26 protein-coding genes are annotated in these 22,798 nt (G+C 73.5%); 16 read left to right on the top strand and 10 right to left on the bottom strand.

Annotated features, from left to right (window positions below; genetic code table 11):
• Positions 1–62: 62 nt before the first annotated feature.
• Positions 63–2,216 carry an APC family permease gene (locus TPA0908_RS28255; protein ID WP_281943121.1) on the top strand — a complete coding sequence of 718 codons (2,154 nt, stop codon included), beginning with the start codon at positions 63–65 and terminating at the stop codon, positions 2,214–2,216.
• A gap of 4 nt (positions 2,217–2,220) precedes the next feature.
• Here the strand turns inward: TPA0908_RS28255 and TPA0908_RS28250 are convergent, their stop codons facing one another.
• Both TPA0908_RS28250 and TPA0908_RS28245 read right to left on the bottom strand, forming a co-directional pair.
• On the bottom strand, positions 2,221–2,508 hold the full coding sequence (locus TPA0908_RS28250) for a hypothetical protein (protein ID WP_281943119.1): 288 nt from the start codon (positions 2,506–2,508) through the stop codon (positions 2,221–2,223).
• A gap of 69 nt (positions 2,509–2,577) precedes the next feature.
• Positions 2,578–3,402 carry an SDR family NAD(P)-dependent oxidoreductase gene (locus TPA0908_RS28245; protein ID WP_281943117.1) on the bottom strand — a complete coding sequence of 275 codons (825 nt, stop codon included), beginning with the start codon at positions 3,400–3,402 and terminating at the stop codon, positions 2,578–2,580.
• A 124-nt stretch (positions 3,403–3,526) separates the two neighbouring features.
• Here TPA0908_RS28245 and TPA0908_RS28240 point away from each other — a divergent pair, with 124 nt between their 5' ends.
• Positions 3,527–4,483, top strand: a complete 957-nt coding sequence (locus TPA0908_RS28240; RefSeq protein WP_281943113.1) for an HpcH/HpaI aldolase/citrate lyase family protein — start codon at positions 3,527–3,529, stop codon at positions 4,481–4,483.
• Positions 4,484–4,523: 40 nt separating this feature from the next.
• Here the strand turns inward: TPA0908_RS28240 and TPA0908_RS28235 are convergent, their stop codons facing one another.
• A complete protein-coding gene (locus TPA0908_RS28235; RefSeq protein ID WP_281943111.1) occupies positions 4,524–5,012 on the bottom strand; it encodes a DUF4190 domain-containing protein in 489 nt (162 codons plus the stop codon).
• Between the two features lie 116 nt (positions 5,013–5,128).
• Between TPA0908_RS28235 and TPA0908_RS28230 the strand changes: the two genes are divergently transcribed.
• Positions 5,129–6,019 (top strand): SDR family NAD(P)-dependent oxidoreductase, encoded by an 891-nt coding sequence (locus TPA0908_RS28230; RefSeq protein WP_281943110.1) that lies wholly within the window; start codon positions 5,129–5,131, stop codon positions 6,017–6,019.
• Between the two features lie 4 nt (positions 6,020–6,023).
• On the opposite strand, the gene TPA0908_RS28225 is transcribed toward TPA0908_RS28230, so the two are convergent.
• Positions 6,024–6,428 (bottom strand): DUF4190 domain-containing protein, encoded by a 405-nt coding sequence (locus TPA0908_RS28225; protein ID WP_107154907.1) that lies wholly within the window; start codon positions 6,426–6,428, stop codon positions 6,024–6,026.
• Positions 6,429–6,604: 176 nt separating this feature from the next.
• On the opposite strand from TPA0908_RS28225, the gene TPA0908_RS28220 reads away from it, so the two are divergent.
• A complete protein-coding gene (locus TPA0908_RS28220; protein WP_281943105.1) occupies positions 6,605–7,801 on the top strand; it encodes an acyl-CoA dehydrogenase family protein in 1,197 nt (398 codons plus the stop codon).
• A 115-nt stretch (positions 7,802–7,916) separates the two neighbouring features.
• Here TPA0908_RS28220 and TPA0908_RS28215 read toward each other — a convergent pair whose 3' ends face one another.
• The gene (locus TPA0908_RS28215; protein WP_281943103.1) at positions 7,917–8,324 is read right to left on the bottom strand and encodes a CoA-binding protein; all 408 of its coding nucleotides are present in this window, start codon (positions 8,322–8,324) and stop codon (positions 7,917–7,919) included.
• A 26-nt stretch (positions 8,325–8,350) separates the two neighbouring features.
• Complete coding sequence (locus TPA0908_RS28210) at positions 8,351–10,417, bottom strand: intein-containing Rv2578c family radical SAM protein (protein ID WP_281943800.1); 2,067 nt, start codon at positions 10,415–10,417, stop codon at positions 8,351–8,353.
• A gap of 91 nt (positions 10,418–10,508) precedes the next feature.
• On the opposite strand from TPA0908_RS28210, the gene TPA0908_RS28205 reads away from it, so the two are divergent.
• Positions 10,509–10,928: a thiol-disulfide oxidoreductase DCC family protein gene (locus tag TPA0908_RS28205; RefSeq protein WP_281943101.1), complete on the top strand. Its 420-nt coding sequence runs from the start codon at positions 10,509–10,511 to the stop codon at positions 10,926–10,928.
• Positions 10,929–10,974: 46 nt separating this feature from the next.
• Here the strand turns inward: TPA0908_RS28205 and TPA0908_RS28200 are convergent, their stop codons facing one another.
• From TPA0908_RS28200 to trxA, 3 genes are all read right to left on the bottom strand, one after another.
• Entirely contained in the window at positions 10,975–11,886 is a 912-nt protein-coding gene (locus tag TPA0908_RS28200) for an HTTM domain-containing protein (protein WP_281943100.1), read from the bottom strand.
• A complete protein-coding gene (locus TPA0908_RS28195) occupies positions 11,883–12,323 on the bottom strand; it encodes a hypothetical protein (protein ID WP_281943098.1) in 441 nt (146 codons plus the stop codon). Before TPA0908_RS28195 ends, TPA0908_RS28200 begins: the two co-directional genes overlap by 4 nt.
• Positions 12,324–12,472: 149 nt before the next feature.
• Positions 12,473–12,835: a thioredoxin gene (gene trxA, locus TPA0908_RS28190; protein ID WP_281943096.1), complete on the bottom strand. Its 363-nt coding sequence runs from the start codon at positions 12,833–12,835 to the stop codon at positions 12,473–12,475.
• A gap of 545 nt (positions 12,836–13,380) precedes the next feature.
• On the opposite strand from trxA, the gene TPA0908_RS28185 reads away from it, so the two are divergent.
• The 11 genes from TPA0908_RS28185 (at position 13,381) to TPA0908_RS28135 (ending at position 21,833) form a co-directional block, all read left to right on the top strand.
• On the top strand, positions 13,381–13,896 hold the full coding sequence (locus TPA0908_RS28185) for a MaoC family dehydratase (RefSeq protein WP_281943094.1): 516 nt from the start codon (positions 13,381–13,383) through the stop codon (positions 13,894–13,896).
• Between the two features lie 92 nt (positions 13,897–13,988).
• Positions 13,989–14,480 carry a hypothetical protein gene (locus TPA0908_RS28180; protein WP_281943092.1) on the top strand — a complete coding sequence of 164 codons (492 nt, stop codon included), beginning with the start codon at positions 13,989–13,991 and terminating at the stop codon, positions 14,478–14,480.
• Positions 14,481–14,515: 35 nt separating this feature from the next.
• Entirely contained in the window at positions 14,516–15,142 is a 627-nt protein-coding gene (locus TPA0908_RS28175; protein WP_281943089.1) for a TrmH family RNA methyltransferase, read from the top strand.
• A gap of 89 nt (positions 15,143–15,231) precedes the next feature.
• A complete protein-coding gene (locus TPA0908_RS28170; protein ID WP_308447852.1) occupies positions 15,232–15,930 on the top strand; it encodes a DUF6758 family protein in 699 nt (232 codons plus the stop codon).
• Positions 15,931–16,048: 118 nt separating this feature from the next.
• Positions 16,049–16,207, top strand: a complete 159-nt coding sequence (locus TPA0908_RS28165) for a hypothetical protein (RefSeq protein ID WP_013283898.1) — start codon at positions 16,049–16,051, stop codon at positions 16,205–16,207.
• A 6-nt stretch (positions 16,208–16,213) separates the two neighbouring features.
• Complete coding sequence (locus TPA0908_RS28160) at positions 16,214–17,086, top strand: PH domain-containing protein (RefSeq protein ID WP_281943086.1); 873 nt, start codon at positions 16,214–16,216, stop codon at positions 17,084–17,086.
• A 102-nt stretch (positions 17,087–17,188) separates the two neighbouring features.
• Positions 17,189–18,037, top strand: coding sequence for a SigE family RNA polymerase sigma factor (locus tag TPA0908_RS28155; RefSeq protein ID WP_281943085.1), 849 nt, complete (start codon positions 17,189–17,191; stop codon positions 18,035–18,037).
• Between the two features lie 56 nt (positions 18,038–18,093).
• Positions 18,094–19,314, top strand: coding sequence for a hypothetical protein (locus tag TPA0908_RS28150; RefSeq protein ID WP_281943084.1), 1,221 nt, complete (start codon positions 18,094–18,096; stop codon positions 19,312–19,314).
• Positions 19,315–19,324: 10 nt separating this feature from the next.
• Positions 19,325–20,191: a PHP domain-containing protein gene (locus TPA0908_RS28145; protein WP_281943082.1), complete on the top strand. Its 867-nt coding sequence runs from the start codon at positions 19,325–19,327 to the stop codon at positions 20,189–20,191.
• Between the two features lie 31 nt (positions 20,192–20,222).
• Positions 20,223–20,837: a MarC family protein gene (locus tag TPA0908_RS28140; protein ID WP_281943080.1), complete on the top strand. Its 615-nt coding sequence runs from the start codon at positions 20,223–20,225 to the stop codon at positions 20,835–20,837.
• A 42-nt stretch (positions 20,838–20,879) separates the two neighbouring features.
• Positions 20,880–21,833 carry a RecB family exonuclease gene (locus TPA0908_RS28135; RefSeq protein ID WP_374709265.1) on the top strand — a complete coding sequence of 318 codons (954 nt, stop codon included), beginning with the start codon at positions 20,880–20,882 and terminating at the stop codon, positions 21,831–21,833.
• A gap of 72 nt (positions 21,834–21,905) precedes the next feature.
• Here TPA0908_RS28135 and TPA0908_RS28130 read toward each other — a convergent pair whose 3' ends face one another.
• Entirely contained in the window at positions 21,906–22,757 is an 852-nt protein-coding gene (locus tag TPA0908_RS28130; RefSeq protein ID WP_281943078.1) for an oxygenase MpaB family protein, read from the bottom strand.
• Positions 22,758–22,798 lie beyond the last annotated feature (41 nt).

Here is a 22,798-nt window from a genome sequence, read left to right as displayed (position 1 = left end):
CCCCGGGCCGAACTGTCGCCGAACCGGCCACCGGAGCGGCCGCGGTGCACGACAGTGCGGGAGTGGAGGCAGAGCGGGACGACGCGGCGGAGTCGGGCACCGTGGTCACGCCGTCGGCCGAGTTCCCGCCGCTCGACGCCGAGGAGCGGGCCGCGCTCGGCCGGCTCGGCACGCGCTGGCACGGCCCCCGGGAGGCCGGCGACCTGCCCGTCGACCCGACGCTCGGCCGGCGCGGGCAGTCTCCCCGACCCACCCGGTTCGGGCGGTTGGCCCCGATCGACCTGTTCGACGTGGCGCAACCGGACGAACTGGTCGCCACCGGACCGGCGTACCTGCCCGGCAACCGGGCCGGCCGGGCGGTGGCCCGGGTCCGCCGGACCCTGCTCGGCCCGCCGCTGGCCAGCAGTTCCGTGCTCTACGAGCGGATGCGCAAGCTGGTCGCGCTGCCGGTGCTCTCCTCGGACCTGCTCAGCTCCGTCGCGTACGGGCCGGAGGCGATGCTCGCCGTGCTGGTGCTGGCCGGTGGTGCCGCGCTCGGGCTGGCGTTGCCGCTGGCCGCGCTGCTGGCGGTGCTGATGGTCGCGGTCGGGCTCTCCTACCGGCAGACCATCCCGGCCTATCCGCACGGCGCCGGGTCGTACCTCGTGGCCGGGGACAACCTGGGGCGTACGGCGGGACTGGCCGCCGCGGCCGGGCTGATGCTCGACTACGTGCTGACCGTGTCGGTGTCGGTGGCCGCCGGCGTGCACGCGGTCACCTCGGCGCTGCCCGGGTTCACCAGGTGGACCGTGCCGCTCGGGGTGCTGGTGATCGCCGTGCTGCTCGCCGGCAACCTGCGGGGCGTACGCACCGCCGGCAACATCTTCGTGCTGCCCACGTACGCGTTCGTGGTGGTGGTCCTCGCGGTGCTGGCGGTCGGCTACGCGAAGGCCGCGGCGCGGGGTTTCGCGCCGGTGCCGCCGCCGACGGTGCCCGCCGCGGAGGGGTTGGGGCTGCTACTGGTGCTGCGCGCGTTCTCCTCCGGCGCGGTGTCGATGACCGGCATCGAGGCGGTCTCCAACGCGGTGCCGGCGTTCCGCCCGACCGAGTGGCGCAACGCCCGCACCACGCTGGGCTGGATGGTCGCCATGCTGGTCACGCTCTTCGCCGGCCTGGTCGGGCTGATCCACCTCGACGGCCTGGTGCCCCGCGCGGACGAGACCGTGCTGTCCCAGCTCGGCCGCGTCACGTTCCCCACCGGCCCGGGGTACGCGATCCTCCAGGCCACCACCGCGCTGATCCTGCTGCTGGCCGCGAACACCGCGTTCAACGACTTCCCCCGGCTGCTGTTCTTCATGGCCCGGGACGGGCACGCGCCGCGCCGCTTCCTGCACATGGGTGACCGGCTGGCGTTCAGCAACGGGCTGGTCGCGCTCGCGCTCGCCGCGGCGGCCGTCTTCGTCGCCTTCGGTGGGCACACCCAGACGCTGATCCCGCTCTACGCGGTCGGCGTCTTCCTCGCGTTCACGCTGTCGCAGATCGGGATGGTGGTGCACTGGCGACGCCGGCGCGGGCGGGGCTGGCGGCGCCGGCTCGCGGTGAACGCGGTCGGCGCGACGCTCTCCGGGCTGGTGCTGCTGACCGCCGCGGTCGCCAAGTTCACCGAGGGCGCCTGGGTGGTGGTGGTCGCGGTGCCGCTGCTGGTGCTGCTGTTCCGCCGGATCCACCGGCACTACGCCACGCTGCACCGGGCGCTGGCGCTGCACCCGCCGCCGCCCGGGGCGCCGCCCGGCCCGGCCGGCTCCGCCGAGGGCGAGGAACTGCCCCAGCAGGTACGCCACCTGGTGATCGTGCCGGTGGCCCGGCTGAACCGGGCCTCGCTGCGCGCGCTGGCGTACGCGGCCTCGCTGGGCCGGCCGACGCTGGCCGTGCACATCGCGCCGGAGGAGGCCGAGGCGGACCGGTTCCGGGACCAGTGGCGGGCCTGGGGCGACCACCTGCGGCTGGAGACGATCGTGTCGCCGTACCGGTCGGTGATCGGGCCGCTGGCGCACTACCTGGAGGCGCTGCACGCCGCCGGCCCGGAGCTGACGCTCACCGTGATCGTGCCGGAGGTGGTGCTGCGCCGGCGTCGGCACCGGTTGCTGCACAGCCGCGCCGAGCAGCGGCTGCGCGCCGCGCTGCGGGCGCTGCCCGGCGTGGTGGTGACGAGCGTCCCGGTGCACGTGTCGCAGTGACGCCTCAGACGTCGTGGACCTCCAGCACGCGGGTGGTGGGGGCGGCGTCGCCCAGCTCCGCCCGGAGCGCGGCGCGCTCCGGGTCGACCAGGAACGCGTCGAGCCCGTCGCGGGCGGCGAACCGGATCACGTGCACCTCGGTCTCCCCGTCCCCGGTGCGCAACCGTCGCTCCAGCCGCCCGCCGTGCCGGTCGAGCAGCGCCAGCACCGCGTCCTCGTAGCGCCGGCCGGCGTCGGCGTCGGCGCTCAGGTCGACCAGCGCGACCAGCAGGACCTCGTTCCCCGTCGTCATGGCGTCGAGTGTCCCAGCCGGCCGACCGGCGCGGTGTCCCGCGGCGGCCCGGCCGGTCGGCGCGGTCCCTCAGCCGGCGAGACCGACGGCCTCGGCGCTGGCCGTCCAGAGCCGGGCCGCCAGCGCCGGGTCGGCCGCCCAGGGGCGCGGCCGGTGCGGCCTGCGGTCGGCGTAGTAGCCGCCGTCGATCAGCCGGGACGGGTCCCGGCCGGCGAGCCAGACCAGCGTCTCCGCGCCCTTCTCCGGGGTGCGGAACGGCAGCAGCCGCATGCCGAGCGCCACCACTCGGCTCTCGTTGCCGAACCGGGTGCTCACCACGCCGGGGTGGAACGCGTACGACCGCACCCGTGGCCAGCGCCGCGCCGCCTCGGCGGTGAACAGGATGTTCGCCTGCTTGCTGGTGCCGTACGCGCGGAACGGCCGGTAGTGGCGCAGCGTGGCGTTGAGGTCGTCCGGGTCGAGCACGCCGCTGCGGTGCGCGTTGGAGGCGGTCACCACCATCCGGCGCACCCGGTCGGCCAGCAGGTTGCTGAGCAGGAACGGGGCGAGGTGGTTGGCCTGCATGCTCAGCTCGAAGCCGTCGACCGTGGTGACCGGTTCGAGCACGATCGCGCCGGCGTTGTTGGCCAGCACGTCGATCCGGTCGTAGTTCGCGCGCAGCCGCTCGGCGAGCCCGCGTACGTCGTCGAGCACGGCGAAGTCGGAGCGGAACAGCTCCGGCTGCTCGCCGCTGGACTCGCGCACCCGCTCGCCGGCGGCGCGCAGCCGGGCCGGGTCCCGACCGACCAGCACCACCTGGTCACCGCGGCGGGCCAGCTCGACGGCGGCGGCCAGCCCGATGCCCGAACTCGCGCCGGTCAGCACCACGATCCGACGCTCAGTGAGATCTTCCACAGGTCCATTCACCCCGGTCACGGCACGAGGTTACCGTGACGTAGCCCCGTCCTTTGGGATCGTTAAGTTCCGACTTCCACCGCCGCGTCGCGTGCTGCCGCCGGACGCTGATAGGAGCGCATCCATGACCGCTGTCGGTCGCCCCCGCCGGTCCTGCCTGGCGGTTCCCGGGTCCAGCGTCAAGATGCTCGGCAAGGCCCAGGGCCTCCCCGCCGACCAGGTCTTCCTGGATCTGGAGGACGCGGTCGCCCCGCTGGCCAAGCCGGACGCGCGCAAGAACATCGTGGCCGCGCTGAACGACGGGGACTGGGCCGGCAAGACCCGCGTGGTCCGGGTGAACGACCTGACCACGCCGTGGACCTACCGGGACGTCATCGAGGTGGTCGAGGGCGCCGGGGCGAACCTGGACTGCATCATGCTGCCGAAGGCGCAGAACGCCGAGCAGGTGCACTGGCTGGACCTGCTGCTCACGCAGATCGAGAAGACGCTCGGGCTGGAGGTCGGCCGGATCGGCATCGAGGCGCAGATCGAGAACGCCGCCGGCCTGGTCAACGTGGACGCCATCGCCGCCGCCTCGCCCCGGGTCGAGACGATCATCTTCGGCCCGGCCGACTTCATGGCCTCGATCAACATGAAGTCGCTGGTGGTCGGCGCGCTGATCCCGGACTACCCGGGCGATCCCTACCACTACATCCTGATGCGCATCCTGATGGCCGCCCGGATGCACGACAAGCAGGCCATCGACGGCCCGTTCCTCCAGATCCGCGACACCGACGCGTTCCGCGAGGTGGCGAAGCGCTCGGCCGCGCTGGGCTTCGACGGCAAGTGGGTGCTGCACCCGGGCCAGATCGACGCCGCGAACGAGGTCTACTCGCCGGCGCAGGCCGACTACGACCACGCCGAGCTGATCCTCGACGCGTACGACTACTACACGTCCGAGGCGGGCGGGAAGCTGGGCGCGGTGATGCTCGGCGACGAGATGATCGACGAGGCGTCCCGGAAGATGGCGTTGGTGATCTCGGCCAAGGGCCGGGCCGCCGGGATGACGCGTACCTCCTCGTTCACCCCGCCCTCGGCGTGACCGCGCGCCGGGCCGCCCCGCGCGGGGCGGCCCGGTCGCGTCAGTAGTTGGTGGAGCTGTCCGAGTTGATGGCGATCGCGATCATCACGATGTAGAAGATGATGCCGGCGACCAGCAGGGCGGTGAGGATCCAGCCGACGATGATGGCCGCCTTCGCCATCCCCTCGCCCTGCTCGCCGGTCTCCCGGATCTGCCGCTGGGCCACGTGCCCCATGATCGCGCCGATCGGCGCGGTGATGCACGACGTGAAGCCGACCAGCGAGAGCACCAGCGCCACGATGGCCAGCGTGTTCGTTCGGCTCGCCGGCGGCGCGTAGCCGGGGTACGCGCCGGGCGGCGGGTACGCGCCCGGCTGCGGGTAGCCGGCCGGCGGGTAGCCGGGCGCCGCGTACGGGTCGCCGGGCGGGGGCGCGTAGGGCGACTTCCCGACCGCGTACGGGTCCTCGGGCGCGTAGGGGTCGACCGGCGGGCTCGACTGCGGCCCGGCCGAGGGGTCGTGCCAGCCACCGGGCGGCGGGGGATAGCTCATCTGATCATCTCCAGGTACGTGGTCCGGGTCAGGGTAGCCACCACCGGAAAACCCGGAGCACCCCCTTTCCGGGTGCCGCATTGCCCGGAAGGTCCACAGCGGGCAGGATCCTCGACATGGCACTTGACGCGCGTGGGGGTCGGTCGCGACGGGACACGAGCCGGCCGGGGTCGGTGCGCCGCCCGCGCGCCGGGGAGCCGGCGGGCGCCGCCGACCAGGAACGGGCCGCGCCGCTCCCGGAGCCGGCCACCATGCGGCTGGACGGCCGGGTCGCGCTGGTGACCGGCGCGGGCAGCGCGGACGGCATCGGGTACGCGACCGCGCGCCGGCTGGCCGACCTGGGCGCCCGGGTGGCGATCGTGTCGACCACCCGACGGATCCACGACCGCGCCGAGGAGCTGGGGGTCACCGGTTTCGTCGCCGACCTCACCGACGAGTCGGAGGTGGGCGCGCTCGCCGACGCGGTGGCCGAGCAGCTCGGCGACGTCGAGGTGCTGGTCAACAATGCGGGCCTGGCCAGCCGGGCCAGCCCGGAGGTGCTGCGGCCGGTGGCCCAGTTGACCTACGACGAGTGGCGCGGCGAGATCGACCGCAACCTGACCACCGCGTTCCTGTGCAGTCGCGCGTTCATCAACGGGATGTCGGAACGCGGCTGGGGGCGGATCGTCAACCTGGCCGCCACCGCCGGTCCGGTCAACGCGCTGCCCACCGAGGCGGGCTACGCGGCGGCCAAGGCCGGCGTGGTGGGGCTGACCCGGGCGCTGGCGATGGAGATGATCGCCGACGGGGTGACCGTGAACGCGGTGGCGCCCGGCATCATCCACACCGCCGCGTCCACCATGGCCGAGATCAAGCAGGGGCTCGGCACGCCGGTGGGCCGGCCCGGCCTGCCGGACGAGGTGGCCGCCGCGATCGCGTTCCTCTGCTCACCGGCCGCGTCGTACATCACCGGGCAGATGCTGGTGGTCGACGGCGGCAACAGCGTCCGGGAGGCGCAGTTCCGCTGACGCGTCAGTAGCCGTTGTTGTCGGCGTTGGCCCAGATCGCCAGCCCGATCCAGCCGCAACAGACCAGCAGGCCGAGCGCGGTGAAGACGTAGCTGAGGATCAGCCCCCAGGTGGCGAGCTGGTCGCCCTCCTCGCCGGTCTGCCGGATCTGCCGCTTGGCCAGGTGGCCGCAGACGATGCCGGCGGGCGCGAAGACGAACGCGAAGACCAGCGACAGGATGGCGAGCACGTTGGGGCCGCCGCGCGGGCGCGGGCCCTCGCCGGGCGGGCCGTACTGGCCGTAGGGCGGCTGCGGGGCGTACGGCGGCTGCTGTCCCCACTGCGGCTGGTGCCCGTACGGCGGTTGTGGCCCGTGCGGCTGGCCGCGGTCCGGCGGCTCGTACGGCGACGGTGGCTGCTCGTCGGTCACGCCGGCCCCCTCGGATCCGCAGGTCAACCGCCCTTTCTCTTGCGGACGCTACCCGCAGCGGTGAACCTTTTCACAGCGGTTGTGTGGACTGGTCACCTTGGCGCGGCCGGTTGCGGGGCCGATACTGACCGAGCGTTCAGTTACCCATGAGTAATGCGCCGACCCCGGAGGCTGAGATGGCCCGACTCGCCCAGACGCCCGGCCTGACCGATGTGCAGCGGTCGATCCTGGAAACGGTCCGGGAGTTCGCCGACAAGGAGATCATTCCGCACGCCCAGCGGCTGGAGCACGCCGACGAGTACCCGACCGACATCCTCGACGGGATGCGCGAGATGGGGCTGTTCGGCCTCACCATCGACGAGGAGTACGGCGGTCTCGGCGAGTCGCTGCTGACCTACGCGCTGGTGGTCGAGGAGCTGTCCCGGGGCTGGATGTCGATCTCCGGCATCGTCAACACGCACTTCATCGTTGCGTACCTGGTCTCGCAGCACGGCTCGGCCGACCAGAAGGCCCGCCTGCTGCCGAAGATGGCCACCGGCGAGGTGCGGGGCGCGTTCTCCATGTCGGAGCCGGAGTGCGGCTCGGACGTCTCGGCGATCAAGTCGAAGGCGGTCCGCGACGGCGACACCTTCGTGCTCAACGGCCAGAAGATGTGGCTGACCAACGGCGCGTACTCCTCGGTGGTGGCCACCCTGGTCAAGACCGACACCGGGGCCGACTCGGTCTACGGCAACATGAGCACGTTCCTGCTGGAGAAGGAGCCCGGCTTCGGCGAGACCGCGCCCGGCCTGACCATCCCCGGCAAGATCGACAAGATGGGGTACAAGGGCGTCGAGACCACCGAGATGGTGCTCGACGGCGTCGCCGTCCCCGCCTCCGCCGTGCTCGGCGGCGAGGAGCAGGTCGGCCGTGGCTTCTACCAGATGATGGACGGCATCGAGGTCGGCCGGGTCAACGTGGCGGCCCGCGCCTGCGGCATCTCGATCCGCGCGTTCGAGCTGGCCGTCGCGTACGCCCAGCAGCGCAAGACGTTCGGCCAGCCGCTCGCCCGGCACCAGGCGATCGCGTTCAAGCTCGCCGAGATGGGCACCAAGATCGAGGCCGCGCACGCGCTCATGGTCAACGCGGCGCGGCTCAAGGACGCCGGCCAGCGCAACGACGTCGAGGCCGGCATGGCCAAGCTGCTCGCCTCGGAGTACTGCGCCGAGGTGGTCCAGGAGGCGTTCCGCATCCACGGCGGCTACGGCTACTCCAAGGAGTACGAGATCGAGCGCCTGATGCGGGAGGCCCCGTTCCTGCTGATCGGCGAGGGCACCTCGGAGATCCAGAAGACCATCATCTCCCGCGGCCTGCTCAAGCAGTACAAGCTCTGAAGGACGGGCCCCCTCTTAACGTTTCCGGTAGAGAAGGGGGCCCCCTCTCAACGCTTCGGCCGACGCGCGACGGGGTCGGCGGCAAGGTGTCGGCGGGCGCCGCCTGTCGAAACGGTCAGCCGCGCCGGGTCAGGCCGCCCGCCGCCCGCTCCACGATGAGGCACCTGTCCTCGACGTAGTCGATGCCGGCCGCCTCGGCGATCTCGCGCGCCTCGGCGGAGACGATCCCGAGCTGCAACCAGACCGCCGGCGCGCCGACCGCCACCGCCTGTCGGACCACCTCGACCGCGTCCCGCGCCGGGCGGAACACGTCCACCAGATCGACCGGGTGCGGGATGTCGGCAAGCGTCGGATATGCCTTCTCGCCGAACAACTCGTCGACGGTCGGGTTCACCGGGATGATCCGCCACCCGTGCCGCTGCATCTCCAGCGGCACGCGGTGCGCGGCCTTGCCCGGATCACGGGAGGCCCCGACGACGGCGATCACGGCGGAGTCGGCGAGGAGCTGCTGGGCGGACCGCATTCACCGAGACTAACCCGCCCGCCCGGTCACAGCAGGGCGAGCTGTTCGGCGGCCGGTGTCGGTGGCGTGGTGTCGGGCAGCCGCCGGTTGTCGCCGACCTCACCGCGGTGCAGCCCGTGCCGGCGGGCCGCCATCCGGACCCGCGCGGTCACCTCCCGCTGGTACGCCTGCGGCGCGTACGCCCCGGCCTGGTAGAGCTGGCGGTAGCGGGGCACCAGGTGGGGGAACTCGCGGGCCAGCCAGCGCGCGTACCACTCCCGGGCGCCGGGGCGCAGGTGCAGGGGCAGCGGCGTCACGTCGACGGCCCCGGCGGCGGCGATCGCCGCGACGGTGGCGTCGATCGACTCCTCGTCGTCGCTGAGGCCGGGCAGGACCGGGGCCATCAGCACGCCGACCGGGAAGCCGGCGTCGGTGAGCCGGCGGACCGCGTCCAACCGGCGGCGCGGGCTCGGCGTGCCCGGCTCGGCCAGGCGCCAGAGCGTCTCGTCCACGAAACCCACCGAGTAGGACAGCCCGACCCGGGTGACCTCGGCGGCCTGGCGCAACAGGGGCAGGTCGCGCAGCAGCAGGGTGCCCTTGGTCAGGATCGAGAACGGGTTGGCGAAGTCGCGCAGCGCCGCCAGGATCGGCGGCATGAGGCGGTAGCGCCCCTCGGCCCGCTGGTAGCAGTCCACGTTGGTGCCCATGGCGACGTGCGCGCCCCGCCAGCGTGGGGCGGCCAGCTCGCGCCGGACCAGCTCGCCGGCGTTGACCTTGACGATCACCTTGCGGTCGAAGTCGGCCCCGGCGTCCAGGTCGAGGTAGGTGTGGGTGTTGCGGGCGAAGCAGTTGTGGCTGACCACCCCGTTGGCGATGAAGTCGCCGGTGCCGGTGGTGATGTCCCACAGCGGCAGCTCCAGCCCGAGGTCCTCGATGGATGTCACCTGGAGCCGCGCCGCGCACTTGAGCGCCGTGCCCTTGATCGAGCGGCGGTCGGTGACCGCCGGATCGGTCAGGTGGAAGAAACGCAGCCGCTCCGGCAGGCCGCCGGTCAGCCGGATCTGGAGGCCCCCGTTGCGGTTGCCGGCATCGTCGAGCGCCCACCGGAAGTCGAGCCGGTCGAGCGCCTCGACCGTGTGGCGCCGGCTCTCGTCGTCGGTGACGCCGATCCGGAACACGCCCCGGCGGCAACTGCCGGCGGCGTCGAACATGCCGGCCAGGAAGCCGTGCCGCCAGTCGTCGGTCGGCTCGTCGGGTGGTCGGACCAGCGCGGCGACGACCTCGGCCCGGACCGGCCCCACCGTGCGCAGGGTGGTCAACCGGCGGGCCGGTCGCCCGGTCGTCCGCTCGACGTCGACCCCGGTGTCGGCGAGGAACCGCTCGGCCCGCTCCAGCGCCTCCGCCTCGACGGTGCGCAGCCGGAAGCGGAGACGCGGGCCGTCGGCCTCCGCCTCGTGCCGTGGCATCCGGCGTCGGTCGGCGTCGCGGACCAGCGCGTGCAGGTAACCCCGGTGGTAGTCGGTGGAACGCTTCGGCGGAACGGCGAACCGGCCGGTGCCGAGCAGGCGGTTGCGGGTGGTCAGGTGCGGGCGCCGCCCGCCGCCGCGCATGCCGCCGGTGACGTGCTTCCAGCCGCGTTCGGTGAGGAAACGGTGGTCGCCGCTGGCCACCAGCGTGGTGCCGTCGGCCAGGGTGACCCGGTAGGCCCGCTTCACCGTCGACCAGGCGTCGAGCACGGTGGTGACGACGTAGTGCCGGTAGGCGCCGCGCCGCTGGGTGCCGTAGATCCGGTCACCGGGCGTCAGCTCGCTGATCGGCCGGGTGCGCCCGTCCGCCATCAGGATCGGCGTGTCGCCGGCCAGACAGTAGGTGCAGGCGTGGGAACAGCCACGGTAGGGGTTGATCGTCCACTCGAACGGCACGCGCGACTGACCGGGCACCCGGTTGATGATCGACTTGGCCTGCACCTCGTAGAACGTCATGCCGGCGAAGTCGGGGGTGTCGAACGTGCGGACGACCGCGTGGGGCAGCGCCAGCGGCAGGGGTGGAGCCGCTGGCGCTGCCCGGTCAGGAGTCCCCTCGTCCGGGGGAGCGGAGAGGTTGTCCCAGCGCATGGCGTTCATTCGAACACGTGTACGAACCAAGCGCAAGTGACGCGCCGGACACCGCGCGCCGTCGCGGCCGGCACGGGTGCAGGATGGACGCATGGAGACGTCGACCTTCGTGTACGACGGCGACTGCGCGTTCTGCACCCGCTGCGCGCAGTTCATCGAACGTCGTATCCCCACCGGGGCCCGGGTGGTCCCGTGGCAGTTCGCCGACCTGGCGGCACTGGGCCTGACCGAGGCCGAGTGCGAGGAGGCGGTGCAGTGGGTGGGCGCCGACGGCTCCCGGGCCGCCGGGCCGGACGCCATCGCGCGGCTGCTCGGCGACAGCGGGCCGCTCTGGCGCCTCGCCGGGGGTGGGCTGCGGCTGCCGCCGGTACGCGTCGCGGCCTGGCCCGCGTACCGCTGGGTGGCCCGCAACCGGCACCGGCTGCCCGGCGGCACCGCCGCGTGCGCCCTGCCCCAGGAGGCCCGCGAGCGCCTCTACGGCCCGACCGGCCGCCCCGACCCCACCCCCTGACCGCCCACTCCCACGCGGCCCCAACCCCGGCCCCACTGCGGCGTGATCAAGGAGTTTGGGTCGGCGTCGATCTCTGCGGAGACGCGAACTCCTTGATCACCGTGGCGGGTGGGGAGGACGGCGGGGGTGGGGTGGGGCGGCGGCGCAGGCGGCGGGCGACCGCCACCGGGCGGACCTTCTCCAGCGGCAGGAACGCGGTCATCGCCACCAGGTGCGGCGCGAACGAGATGGTGATGGTCGCGACGGTCACCAGGTGGAACGAGTAGAAGAAGCCCACCACGGCCGTCCGCCACCGCGCGGGCAGCACGAACACCAGCGGGCTGAGCAGCTCGAACGCCAGGATGCCGAACTGGGCCACGATCAGCAGGTGCGGCACCTGCGCGATCAGGTCGGCGAAGTCGGTGCCGCGGCGGATGATCGCCCGGGCCAGCACCGAGCCGGTGGCCCAGTCGAGGCCGCCGAAGCGGAACTTCGCCCAGGCGGCCAGGAAGTAGGTGCAGATGACCGCGATCTGGGTGACCCGCAGCGCCCAGCCGCCCGCCTCGGTGCGGGTCGGGTCGCCGTGCCGGGCCCGGCCGGCGGTGGGCAGCGCGGCCAGCGCCACCAGGAGCCCGAACCTGTCGTGGTCGACCTTGCCGTAGCTCATCGCCACGATCATCCACTCGAAGTAGAGCGCGAAGACCGTCCAGCCGAGCAGCCGCGGCGCGCGGCCGGTCGCGGCCAGCAGCGCGGCCACCAGCAGCACCCAGAAGACCACGCCGACCAGGGCGGGGGTGGGCGTGGGCAGCGGGAGCAGCCGGCCGACGAGCAGCGGCTGGTAGAGGTCGCCGGGCACGTCGACGCGGGTGCGGACCCAGGGGGTGAAGACGACCAGGTCGGCGGCGACGAAGAGGTAGACGAGCGTGCGGAACGCGGCGATCCGGCCGCGCGGCACCGCCTCGGTGAGCCAGCCGGTCATCCGGCGGTGTCCCAGCGTACGGCCGTGCGATCGGTCCACTCGCCGGTCGGGCGTCCGCCCCGGATGTCGTGCAGGCGGACCACGATGCGCACCTCCACCAGCGCCGGTGCGCCGGGATGGCGTTCCGCGTACGCCTCGGCGACGGTGCGCAGCAGGCTGGGATCGGCGGCGTACCGGTCCTGCTGGCCCTCGATCTCGGCGCGGCGGATGCCGGTGGCGTCCTGGCCGAGCGGGACCACGGCGCCGCTCTCGTCGACACCCTCGACCCGGGTGTCGGGGGCCGGCGCGTCCGGCGGGTCGGAGGTGGAATACATCCGGAACGGCCCGAACGGGAAGTCGTCGTCCGTGCCGTGCACGGTGCCGAGCAGGAGCAGCGCCATCCCGAGCAGGGTGGCGCCGAGCCGGACGGCACGCCCGCGCGCGGTCAAGGTCTCCATCAGGCCGTGACGATACGGGAGTGAACCGTCCGGAACTGTCCCTCAGTCGGCCATTTCCCACTGCCCGTCCCGCCGGTCACCCCGGTACGCGAAACGCCGCCGGCCGGTCCCGCGAACGGGCCCGGCCGGCGGCGGAAGACGCGCCGTGCTCAGTGCTTGTGCTCGGCCAGCTTCTTGCGGACGTCGTCCATGTCCAGCTGCTCGACCTGCTCGATGAGGTTCTCCAGCGCCGACTCGGGCAGCGCGCCCGGCTGGGCGAACACGATGACGCCGTCGCGGATCGCCATCACGGTCGGGATGGAGCTGATGTTGAACTTGGCCCCCAGCTCCTGCTGCGCCTCGGTGTCGACCTTGCCGAAGACGATCTCCGGGTGCTTCTCCGAGGAGCGCTCGTAGACAGGCGCGAAGCGCTTGCACGGAGTGCACCAGTCCGCCCAGAAGTCGAGCAGGACGATGCCGTCCCGGCTGGTCACCTCGTCGAAGTTGGCCGTGGTCAGCTCAACCGTTGCCATGTGCTCTCTCCGATCACCGCGGATTGCCGTACGTCCGGTGGAACCAGGGTCGGTCCGTGAGAATTCCCGTGACCTGCGCGACGAAACGCCGGCCGCTCCGGACGTGTCCTCCAACACATCGAACCTTATCTGTTCGCAAGATCGTGCGGATCGCAAGTGCAGGACGCATTTGCGTGACGGGACGTGATGGGAGCGTTTCCAAGGAGATCACGCTGTGTTGCCGCTACGAATCGGTAATTTGCGTGCTGACAAGCGGTGATCCGGCCTGCGGAGATCGCTTAGGGGGAGGCGACCAGTAACTCTCAGTATTGTTACGAAAAGATAAATGTGACGCCGGTCTCTGTCGAACCCTGGCCCCGTACGGCAGAATCTTTCACATCAGAGCGTGGGCGGCGGGTGCCGGGGAGGGCCCCGCCGCTCATTGCGTCTCCCCCCGGGTGGCGCCCGGTGTGACATTTCCACCGCGCGAGCGCCCCGGCCCTTGCCTTAACCAGCGGTAAGGCATGCTGTGCCGAACTCCATCGCCGCCCGTCGAAGGGACCAGGATGCAGTTCGGCCGCTACTACGAGGAGTTCGAGGTCGGCGCGGTCTACCGGCACTGGCCGGGCAAGACCGTCACCGAGTACGACGACCACCTCTTCTGCCTGCTCACCATGAACCACCACCCGCTCCACCTGGACGCGCACTACGCCGGGTCCGCCTCCCAGTTCAAGCGCAACGTGGTGGTCGGCAACTACATCTACTCGCTGCTGCTGGGCATGTCCGTGCCGGACGTGAGCGGCAAGGCGATCGCCAACCTGGAGATCGAGTCCCTGCGACACGTCGCCCCGACGTTCCACGGCGACACCATCTACGGCGAGACCACGGTGCTGGACAAGCGCGAGTCGGCCTCGAAGCCCGACCGCGGCGTGGTCGCGGTGGAGACCCGCGGCTACAACCAGGACGGCACGCTGGTCTGCGTCTTCCGCCGCAAGGTCATGGTTCCGAAGCAGGAGTACGCGGCCGCCGCCGTGCCGGAGGGCGTCGACCCGGAGCGCCCGAGCTTCCCCGAGCCGCGCTGAGTCGGGCACCCCGCCGACCGGGTCCCGGTCCCGTTCCCCGGGGACGGGACCCGGACCGGCCTCCGGGGCATATGCTCTGGCTGGAGGTCCCCATGAGCCACTCCGTCGCCGGAGAGCCGCCCTCTGCCGGTCGCCGCGCCGCACCGCTCACCACCGCCGCCTACTCCGCGGCGGAATGGGACCTGTTGACCGACCTGCCCGGCCGGGTCCTCGTCGCCGCCGCCTCGCCCGGCCCCGGCCGCCCGCCACGGGGGATCGCCGCCGGGCTGGCCGGCCTGGACGCGGTGGCCGCCGGCCGCGCCTTCGACAGTGATCTGATCCGCGCGGTGGTCACCGCCATCTACGCGCGTCACGACGGGGCCGCCGTCCGGGCCGAGCGCCTCACCGACCTGGTCGACCTGCTCGCCGCCGCCCGGGCCGCGGTGCGCGTGCTGCGCCGCCGGGCCGACCCGGCCGACTCCGCCGCGTACCGGCAGTGGGTGGAGTCGGTGGCCGCCCGGGTGTGCCGGGCCGGCGGGACGGCGCCCAGCCCGGCCGACCGGCGTTTCCTGGACCGGTTGGCCGGTGCGCTCGACCTGCGCTGACGGCGCGCGCCGCCGGGTGCGTACGCTCGGCAACCGTGACCGACGACCAGCTCGACGTGGGGGTGGGGCCGTGGACCGGTGACCCGCCGGACGACCCGCGACTCGACCCGGAGCTGCTCGCCGCCGGCGACCGGCGCAACGTGGTGGACCGCTACCGCTACTGGCGGCGCGAGGCCGTGGTGGCCGACCTGGACCGGCGGCGGCACGACTTCCACGTGGCGATCGAGAACTGGCAGCACGACTTCAACATCGGCACCGTGGTCCGCAACGCCAACGCGTTCCTCGCCGCCGAGGTGCACATCGTCGGGCACCGGCGGTGGAACCGCCGGGGCGCCATGGTGACCGACCGCTACCAGCACGTCCGGCACCACCCGACGATCGAGGGGTTCGTCGCGTGGGCGGCCGGGGAGCGGCTGCCGGTGGTCGGCATCGACAACCTGCCCGGCTCCCGGCCGCTGGAGACCGCCGTCCTGCCCCGCCGCTGCGTGCTGCTCTTCGGCCAGGAGGGGCCGGGGCTGTCACCGGTGGCCCGGACGGCCTGCGACGCGTTGTTCTCGATCGCCCAGTACGGCTCCACCCGCTCGATCAACGCGGGGGTGGCCAGCGGCATCGCCATGCACTCCTGGGTCCGGTCGTACGCCGGCCCGCCGCCGCCCGGCTGACGGATCGCGGGTGTGTCGCCGGGCGAAAATCCCACGTTCGTCGGCCCGCCCCGCTTGACGGCCCGCCGCCTCGGCGGGACGGTGAAGGCGTGACTGTCGCGGTGAGTTGTCCGAGATGTGCGGGCCCGGTACGCGAGCCGGACCTGATGCACGGCGAGTACCGGTGCCTGCGGTGCGGCCCGGTCCCGCCCCTGCACGTGCCGGAGCACATCGGCTCCGAGATCATGGCGAGCGTGGTCGAGCGGGTGGCCGCCGACGGCGACACGCCCGACCGGCCCGGCGTGCCGCTCTGGTGTCCGTGGCCGCTCCCACCGGGTTGGACGCTGACCGGCGTGGCCTGGGCGGGCGACGAACGGGCCGGCATCCGGGCCACGGTGGTCGCCTGCGCCGGCCCGGCGCCGCTCGACGGTGGACCGGCCGACCTCATCTTCGTCGCCGAGGAGCCCGGTGTGGGCCTGGGTTCCCGCTTCGCGGGACTGCCCGGCCCCGATCCCGGACCCCAGGTCGAGGAGGCGCTGACCGATCCCGGCCCTGGTCACCCGGAGCGTGTGCCGCACGCGAAGATCCGGGTGGCCGGCCATCCGACTCCACTGTGGCTCGTCCGGTCCGAAACGGATCGAAGCGCGTACGCCGGAGAGGCTCGGGGAATGTGGCTCCATGCGATAGCCTGGCCGGCGAGCGCGGGTCACCTCCTCGCGGAAGAAGTCGTCCTGTGCGACCTCACCGAGTGGACACCGCCCGAGCTCGTGTACGGCGCACCGTCCCCGTACCTGCACGGGCAGGCCTGACCGGCCGGCACCGGCGAGTCGGGGAACGGACGCAGATATTCACGGTAAGACACCATGCTGATACTCTGGGTGCCGCTGCGGTACTTGGACCCGGCTCCGCGCGAGAGGATGGCCCGCTATGGTCAAGAAGGTCCTCACCTGGGCCGGCATCGCATTCTTGATCTTCTTCGTCGCCTACCGACCCAACTCGGCGGCCGACGTGTTCAAGTCTCTCGGTGGCGGCATCATGGACATCGCGCAGGGCTTCGGTGATTTCTTCACCAACCTGGTCGCCTAGCCGGCCATGGGAAGCCCTTCCGGTCCACCCTTCGACCCGGACGATCCCGACCGGGCACGCCGGGAGCGCGACACCGAGCCGATCCCCCGGATCGACCCGGACGACGGTCCCGGCTACGGCGCCGGTCCCGGCTACGGGGCCGGCCCCTCCCTCTCGGGCGACGCCGCGTTCGGCGACGGACCGGGTTTCGCCGGTGAGGGTCGCTCCGGTCGCGCCTGGGCGCGTGACCCGGAGGGCTATCCGGAGCAGCCGATCTCCGAGGAGGAGTTGGCCGGTCTCCGGGTCGACGCCTCCGGCATGGCCCCGCGCCGGGTGCTGCCCCTGGAGGACGAGCCCAGCTCGCTGGTCGCGCGCTACCTCTTCCCCACCGAGCGCTACCGGGGCGAGTGGAAGCGGCACTGGATCCACCTCAGCACACCGATCATCGTCGGCATCGCGGCCACGTTCGTGCTCGGCTACCTCTCCGGCTTCCTCGCCGGGCGGGACGTCGGCGCGCTGACCACCATCGCGGTGCTGCTCTGGTTCGCGGTGATGGGCTGGGTCGCCTGGCGGGTCGCCGACTGGTGGTACGACCGCTTCATCCTGACCAACAAGCGGGTGATGGTGGTCAACGGCATCATCACCCGCCGGGTCGCGATGATGCCGCTGGTCCGGGTCACCGACATGAAGTACGAACAGACCCCGACCGGCCGGGCCCTCAACTACGGCACGTTCGTGCTGGAGTCGGCGGGTCAGGAGCAGGCGCTCCGCGAGGTCAAGAATCTGCCCAACCCGAACGAGCTCTACCTGCGCGTGGTGGAGGAGATGTACGAGCCGCAGGCCGTCGAGGCGCGGTTGGGCAAGGAGGCCGACGAGGCCAAGGCCGACGACGGCGCCTGAAACTTTTCGTCCGAACATCTCAAGGACTGCGCACCTTTCGCCGTCGACCCGACCCGCTCGGTCGTGGGAGCCTGCCAGGCAGGACGGGGCGCGGAGGTGGGCGTGGCGAGCAGGGATCCGCTGGAGGAGGAGTTCCGCGAGTTCGTCGCGGCCCGGTCCGGCGCCCTGCTGCGTACCGCCTATCTGCTGGCCGGTGACTGGGCGACCGCCGAGGACCTGCTCCAGACCGCGCTGACCAAGACCTACCTGGCCTGGAAGCGGCTCGGCGGGATCGACGCCATCGAGCCGTACGCCCGCCGGGTCCTGGTCAACACGTCGACCAGTTGGTGGCGTCGCCGCTGGCACGGGGAACGGCCGACGGAGGTGCTGCCCGAGCGGGCCGGCGTCGACGAGATCGAACACCAGCTCGACCGGGACGCGCTCTGGCGGCACCTCCAGGCGTTGCCCGCCCGCCAGCGGGCCGTGCTGGTGCTCCGCTTCTACGAGGACATGTCGGAGGCGCAGACGGCCGCCCTGCTGGAGATCTCCCCGGGCACGGTCAAGAGTCAGACCTCCCGGGCGTTGAACACGCTACGCCGCCGCCTCGGCTCGGAGGCAGCCCTGGGCCTGCCGGGCGAGCCGGCCCCCGCACCCGGCCCGGCCTCCACCCCACCCCGCGTCCTGCCGGCCCCGGCCGGTCCGCGGGTCGGGCGCGCGCCAGCGGCCCGGCAGCCCGTCGTGCCGCCGACGTCCCGCCTCCCGGCCGGGTCGGCCCGGCCGCCGGCCGCCCCCCGACCCGCCCGCCGTCCGGCCGGGTCCACGCCGTCATCCGTCGAGACGTCGACGCCGCGACTTCCGGCCGGGTCCACGCGGCAGCCCGCCGTCCCGCCGCCCGCCCCGACCACGCCGCCGGCGGCGACCGCGCCGGCCCCGGTCCGGCCCGCCGCCCCGATCCCGGCGAAGACCCGATGAGCGGCGTCCGGCCCTCCGGTGACAACCGAACCAGCAGCCCGGAGCGTCCACTCCCCGTGGGGGAGGCCGAGCTGGAACGGGCGCTGCGGGAGACGTTCTCCCGCCGGGTCGACACGCCCGCGCCGCGCCGCGCCGACCCGGCGGGGGAGGTGCTGCGCCGGGCCCGCCGCACCGGACGCCGCCGGACGCTCACCGGCCTCGCCCTGGCCGGCGTCGCGACGGTGCTGGTCACCACCGGCATGGCGCAGCTCAGCGGGCCGGACGGGCGCGGCGGCACGCCGACCGTGGTGCTCGGCGACCCGCCCGGGCTCTCCCTCTCCCCGCTGCCCAGCGAGCCGACGCCGGTGTACCGGCCGGGGCCGGTCCGCGCCGAACTCGACCTGCTCGTCGGTGACCAGCTCGACACCAGCGGCGGCCAGCGCCGGGAGCTGACCGGCGTGGACGGCGTCGAACGGGCGCAGCGGATCCACGACGGGGAGGGCTGGCTGCTCACCTCGGCCGCCACCGCCGCCGGCCGTACCCTCTGGTGGGTGTCGGCCGACGGGGGCACGCCGCAGGTGATGCTCGCCGCCGCGGACGCGGTCGCGGTCTCCGCGGACGGCCGGCAGGTGGCCTGGCGGGACGGCCCGGACGTGGTCGCCGCCAGCGTGGTCGCCGGCCAGCTCATCGCACCCACCCGGGTGAGCGCGCCGACCGGCGTCGTGCCAGTCGGCTTCACCGGCGACAACGTGCTGATCGCCCAGCCCGGCCAGGGTGGCATGAGCGTCTGGCGGCGGGCGATGGGCGGCGTGCCGGGCACCGTGAACCCGAACGTCCGCGTCGTCTACGGCACCCGTCCGGACGGCCGGCTCGTCGCCCTGGTCACCACCGGGCCGACGCGGCGGCCCTGCGTGGCACTGCTCGACCCGGCGCGCGGTCTCACCCCGACCCGGACCGGCTGCGTCGCCGAGCTGGCCGCCGACGGGCTCGGCGCCGTCTCGCCGGACGGGCGGTGGCTGCTGGTGAACGGCACCGGGCGTACCGCCCTGCTGATCGACCTGGCCGACCCGGCCGCCGCGCCGGCGACCCATCCGGCCGGCCCGAAGCTGGTCGGCCTGGTGGCCTGGACCCGGGCCGGTGTCGCGTTGCACGTGGACGCCGCCGGCGGGCTGGTCCGGGTCCGGCCGGAACGGGTGCTGGCCGGCGAACGCCCGACCCCGTCCACGATCGACGGGATGGCGCCCGGGCAACGGCCGGTGGTGGTGGCCGACACCCCCGCGCTGCCCGACGGGGCGTAGCGTCGGGCCGGTGAGCGTTCCCGCCCGCATCGACCTGCACACCCACTCCACCGCCAGCGACGGCACGCTCGGCCCGGCCGAACTGGTCCGGGCCGCCGCCGGCGCCGGGCTCGACGTGGTGGCCCTGACCGACCACGACACCACGGCCGGCTGGGCGGCGGCCGTCGCCGCCCTGCCGCCCGGTCTCACCCTGGTCCGCGGCGCGGAACTCTCCTGCCGCTGGTCCGGCACCGAGCCGGCGCTCCCGCTGCACCTGCTCGCGTACCTCTTCGACCCGGCCGAACCGGAGCTGGCCGCCGAACTGGCCCGGGTCCGGCGGGCCCGCGAGGAACGCGGCGAGCGGATCGTCCGGCTGCTCCAGGCCGACGGCATCCCGGTGAGCTGGTCGGAGATCCTGGCCGGGGCGGCCGGCGGAACGGTCGGTCGGCCGCACATCGCACAGGCGCTGATCCGGGCCGGCCTGGTCGCCACCACCACCGAGGCGTTCGGCAGGGACTGGCTGGGGGAGCGGTACCGGTTGCCCAAGGACGACATCGACGTGTTCCGGGCGGTCGCGCTGGTCCGGGCCGCCGGCGGGGTGCCCGTCTTCGCCCACCCGAGGGCCAGCCGGCGCGGCCGGATCGTGCCCGACGAGCTGATCGCGGCGTTGGCGGCGGCCGGACTGGCCGGCCTGGAGGCCGACCACGAGGACCACAGCCCGGCCGAACGGGAGCACGTCCGCCGGCTCGCCGCCGAGCTGGGGCTGCTGGTCACCGGCGCGTCGGACTTCCACGGCACGCACAAGACGGTCCGGCTCGGCGCGTACACCACCGCCCCCGAGGCGTACGAGGGAATCGTCGCGCTGGCCCGGGGGGTGACCCCGGTCGCTTCAGGCTGAAGCGTTCCGGCGGCACGGCTACCGTGTCCGCGTGGATCTCAAGCTCTTCGGCGAGGTCTTCGTGACCCTGCTGGTGATCGTCGACCCGCCCGGAATGATGCCCATCTTCCTCGCGCTCACCGGGCCGCTGCCCGCCCGCGACCGGAACCGGGCCGCCTGGCAGGCCGTGGCGCTGGCGCTCGGGGTCATCGTGATCTTCGCGGTGGCGGGGCAGACGATCCTGGCCTACCTGCACGTCGACCTGCCCGCGTTGCAGGCCGCCGGTGGGCTGCTGCTGGTGCTCGTCGCGTTGGAGCTGCTGACCGGCAAGGCGGACGACCCGAGCCAGCAGGTCACCTCCAACATCGCGTTGGTGCCGCTGGGTACCCCGCTGCTGGCCGGGCCGGGCGCGATCGTGGCCACCATGCTGTTCGTGCAGCAGGCCGGCGGCGTCACCGACTACGTCGCCATCGCGCTGGCCATCGTCGCGGTGATGGTCGCGGTCTGGGTGGTGCTGCGCTTCTCCGGCGGGATCGTCAAGGTGCTCCGCCCGGGCGGCATCGAGGTGCTCACCCGGATCGCCGGCCTGCTGCTGGCCGCCATCGCGGTGCAGCTCATCGCGGACGCGATCGCCGCGTTCGTGACCGAATACGTCAACAACGCCTGAGCCTGTCGGCCGGTGTCGGACCCGGGTGGCAGGATCGCAGGCGTGCGACGACCCCCATCGACCGGCCGCCCCGCGTCGAGCAGCCGACCCGCCGGTGGCCGGGCGCCCCGGCCCCGCGCCGAGCAGGCCGAGCAGCTCGGCTTCGACGGCATGCCGGAACGGCTCTTCGTCTGCACCCCCAGCAAGCTCGGCGCCTACGCCGACTGCCCCCGGCGCTACCGCTACGCGTACGTGGACCGGCCCGCCCCGCCGAAGGGGCCGCCGTGGGCGCACAACTCGCTCGGCGCCAGCGTCCACACCGCGCTCAAGAACTGGTATGCGTTGGCCCTCGACCGCCGCCGCCCCGAGGTGCTCGGCACGCTGCTCAAGGGCACCTGGGTGCGTGAGGGATACCGCGACGACGAGCAGGAGCGCGACGCGTTCCGGCGTGCGCTGACCTGGTTGGAGTCCTACGTGGCGGGCCTCGACCCGGCTGACGAGCCGGTCGGGGTGGAGCGGGTGGTGGCGGTGAAGACAGCGGTGCTCGCCTTCAACGGCCGCACCGACCGGATCGACTCCCGCCCCGGCCCCGACGGGCGGCCCGAGCTGGTCATCGTCGACTACAAGACCGGCCGCACCGGGCTCGACGCCGACGACGCGCGCGGCTCGCAGGCGCTCGCGCTCTACGCGTACGCGGCCGAGCGGGTGTTCCGGCGGCCGTGCCGCCGGGTCGAGCTGCACCACCTGCCCACCGGCACGGTCGCCGCGCACGAGCACACGCCGGAGTCACTGCACCGGCAGCTCACCCGCGCGGAGGACACCGCCCGCGACATCATGGCCGCCGAGCGTGCGGTGGCCGACGGGGCCGACCCCGACGAGGCGTTCCCCACCGAGGCGGGGCCGCGCTGCGGCTGGTGCGACTACCGGCGCACCTGCCCCACCGGTGCGCAGGTCCCCGGCAAGGAGCCGTGGTCCGCCGTCGACCGTCCCGCGCAGCCCACCGCTGACGCCGGCTGAAACCGGCGCCGGCTGCCGCAGCCCTCATCGGCACCCGCGCTGTCGCCGCTGCCGGCCGCCGCAGCCGCCGGCTCAGGCCGCCGCGAGGCGGGCGGCGCGTTCCTTGGCGGCCTGCTGCAACGGCCCCTCCCGATAGCGCCGCGGCACCGCCGCCAGCGCCAGCCGCAACGCCCGCACCCCCACCTCCGCCGACAGCGCGGTGGTGGGCAGGCCCAGCCCGCCGTAGAGCCGAAGCGCCCAGGGCGGCAACAGACCCAGCGCGGTGCCGGCCACCCCGAGGTACGCCCAGCGCGGCGGGCCGAGACTGAGGCCGAGCCGCGCCGGCAGGTTGAGCTTCCAGGGGATCGGCGGGGCGGTCAGGAACAACGCGGTCTCGGCCGCCTCGCGGGTCATCCGCAGCTCCGGGCGTACGTCCCGGTAGTAGGCCTCGATCTCGGCGGCGGTGCCCGGCACCCCGGCCGGGTCCAGGCCGACCAGGGCCGCGGCCCGGCGCTGCTCGGTGTAGTAGCCGTCCACCTCGTCGTCGGTCAGCGCGAGCCCGGCCCGGCGGGCGGTGCTCACGAACGACTCGACCTCGGTGACGTGCACCCACCGCAGCAAGTTCGGCTCGTCGACGCGGAACTCCTCGCCGGTGACCGGGTCGGTGGCGCGCATCCGGGCGTGCAGCATCCGCAGCCGCCGGCCGGCCGCCTCCGCCTCGGCGGTGGTGCCGTAGATCGTCGTCGCCACGTAGGTCGAGGTCCGGACCAGCCGGCCCCACGCGTCGGCGCGGTAGTTGCTGTTCTGCGCGACGCCCGCCATCGCGCGTGGGTGCAACGCCTGCAGGTAGAGCGAGCGCAGGCCGGCGACGATCAGGATCGGTTCCTCGTGCACCTTCCACGTGACCGATCCCGGACCGAACAGGCCGAGGTCGTCGGTGTCCACCGATCAAGAGTGCCACGCCGGCCGGACCGGCCCGGTGGGGC

Source organism: Micromonospora sp. AKA38 (assembly GCF_027925725.1).
GTDB lineage: Bacteria > Actinomycetota > Actinomycetes > Mycobacteriales > Micromonosporaceae > Micromonospora.
The sequence above is the reverse complement of the archived record's forward strand: the minus strand, read 5'-3'. Positions and strand labels throughout refer to the sequence as shown.

Excerpts from the sequence above, each read along its gene's own strand:
- TPA0908_RS28205 (WP_281943101.1), top strand. The coding sequence starts at position 10,509 with ATGGAGACGTCGACCTTCGTGTACGACGGCGACTGCGCGTTCTGCACC.
- TPA0908_RS28235 (WP_281943111.1), bottom strand. The coding sequence starts at position 5,012 with ATGAGCTATCCCCCGCCGCCCGGTGGCTGGCACGACCCCTCGGCCGGG.
- TPA0908_RS28160 (WP_281943086.1), top strand. The coding sequence starts at position 16,214 with ATGGGAAGCCCTTCCGGTCCACCCTTCGACCCGGACGATCCCGACCGG.
- TPA0908_RS28230 (WP_281943110.1), top strand. The coding sequence starts at position 5,129 with ATGGCACTTGACGCGCGTGGGGGTCGGTCGCGACGGGACACGAGCCGG.
- TPA0908_RS28240 (WP_281943113.1), top strand. The coding sequence starts at position 3,527 with ATGACCGCTGTCGGTCGCCCCCGCCGGTCCTGCCTGGCGGTTCCCGGG.
- trxA (WP_281943096.1), bottom strand. The coding sequence starts at position 12,835 with ATGGCAACGGTTGAGCTGACCACGGCCAACTTCGACGAGGTGACCAGC.
- TPA0908_RS28210 (WP_281943800.1), bottom strand. The coding sequence starts at position 10,417 with ATGCGCTGGGACAACCTCTCCGCTCCCCCGGACGAGGGGACTCCTGAC.
- TPA0908_RS28250 (WP_281943119.1), bottom strand. The coding sequence starts at position 2,508 with ATGACGACGGGGAACGAGGTCCTGCTGGTCGCGCTGGTCGACCTGAGC.
- TPA0908_RS28185 (WP_281943094.1), top strand. The coding sequence starts at position 13,381 with ATGCAGTTCGGCCGCTACTACGAGGAGTTCGAGGTCGGCGCGGTCTAC.
- TPA0908_RS28180 (WP_281943092.1), top strand. The coding sequence starts at position 13,989 with ATGAGCCACTCCGTCGCCGGAGAGCCGCCCTCTGCCGGTCGCCGCGCC.
- TPA0908_RS28200 (WP_281943100.1), bottom strand. The coding sequence starts at position 11,886 with ATGACCGGCTGGCTCACCGAGGCGGTGCCGCGCGGCCGGATCGCCGCG.
- TPA0908_RS28165 (WP_013283898.1), top strand. The coding sequence starts at position 16,049 with ATGGTCAAGAAGGTCCTCACCTGGGCCGGCATCGCATTCTTGATCTTC.
- TPA0908_RS28215 (WP_281943103.1), bottom strand. The coding sequence starts at position 8,324 with ATGCGGTCCGCCCAGCAGCTCCTCGCCGACTCCGCCGTGATCGCCGTC.
- TPA0908_RS28220 (WP_281943105.1), top strand. The coding sequence starts at position 6,605 with ATGGCCCGACTCGCCCAGACGCCCGGCCTGACCGATGTGCAGCGGTCG.
- TPA0908_RS28195 (WP_281943098.1), bottom strand. The coding sequence starts at position 12,323 with ATGGAGACCTTGACCGCGCGCGGGCGTGCCGTCCGGCTCGGCGCCACC.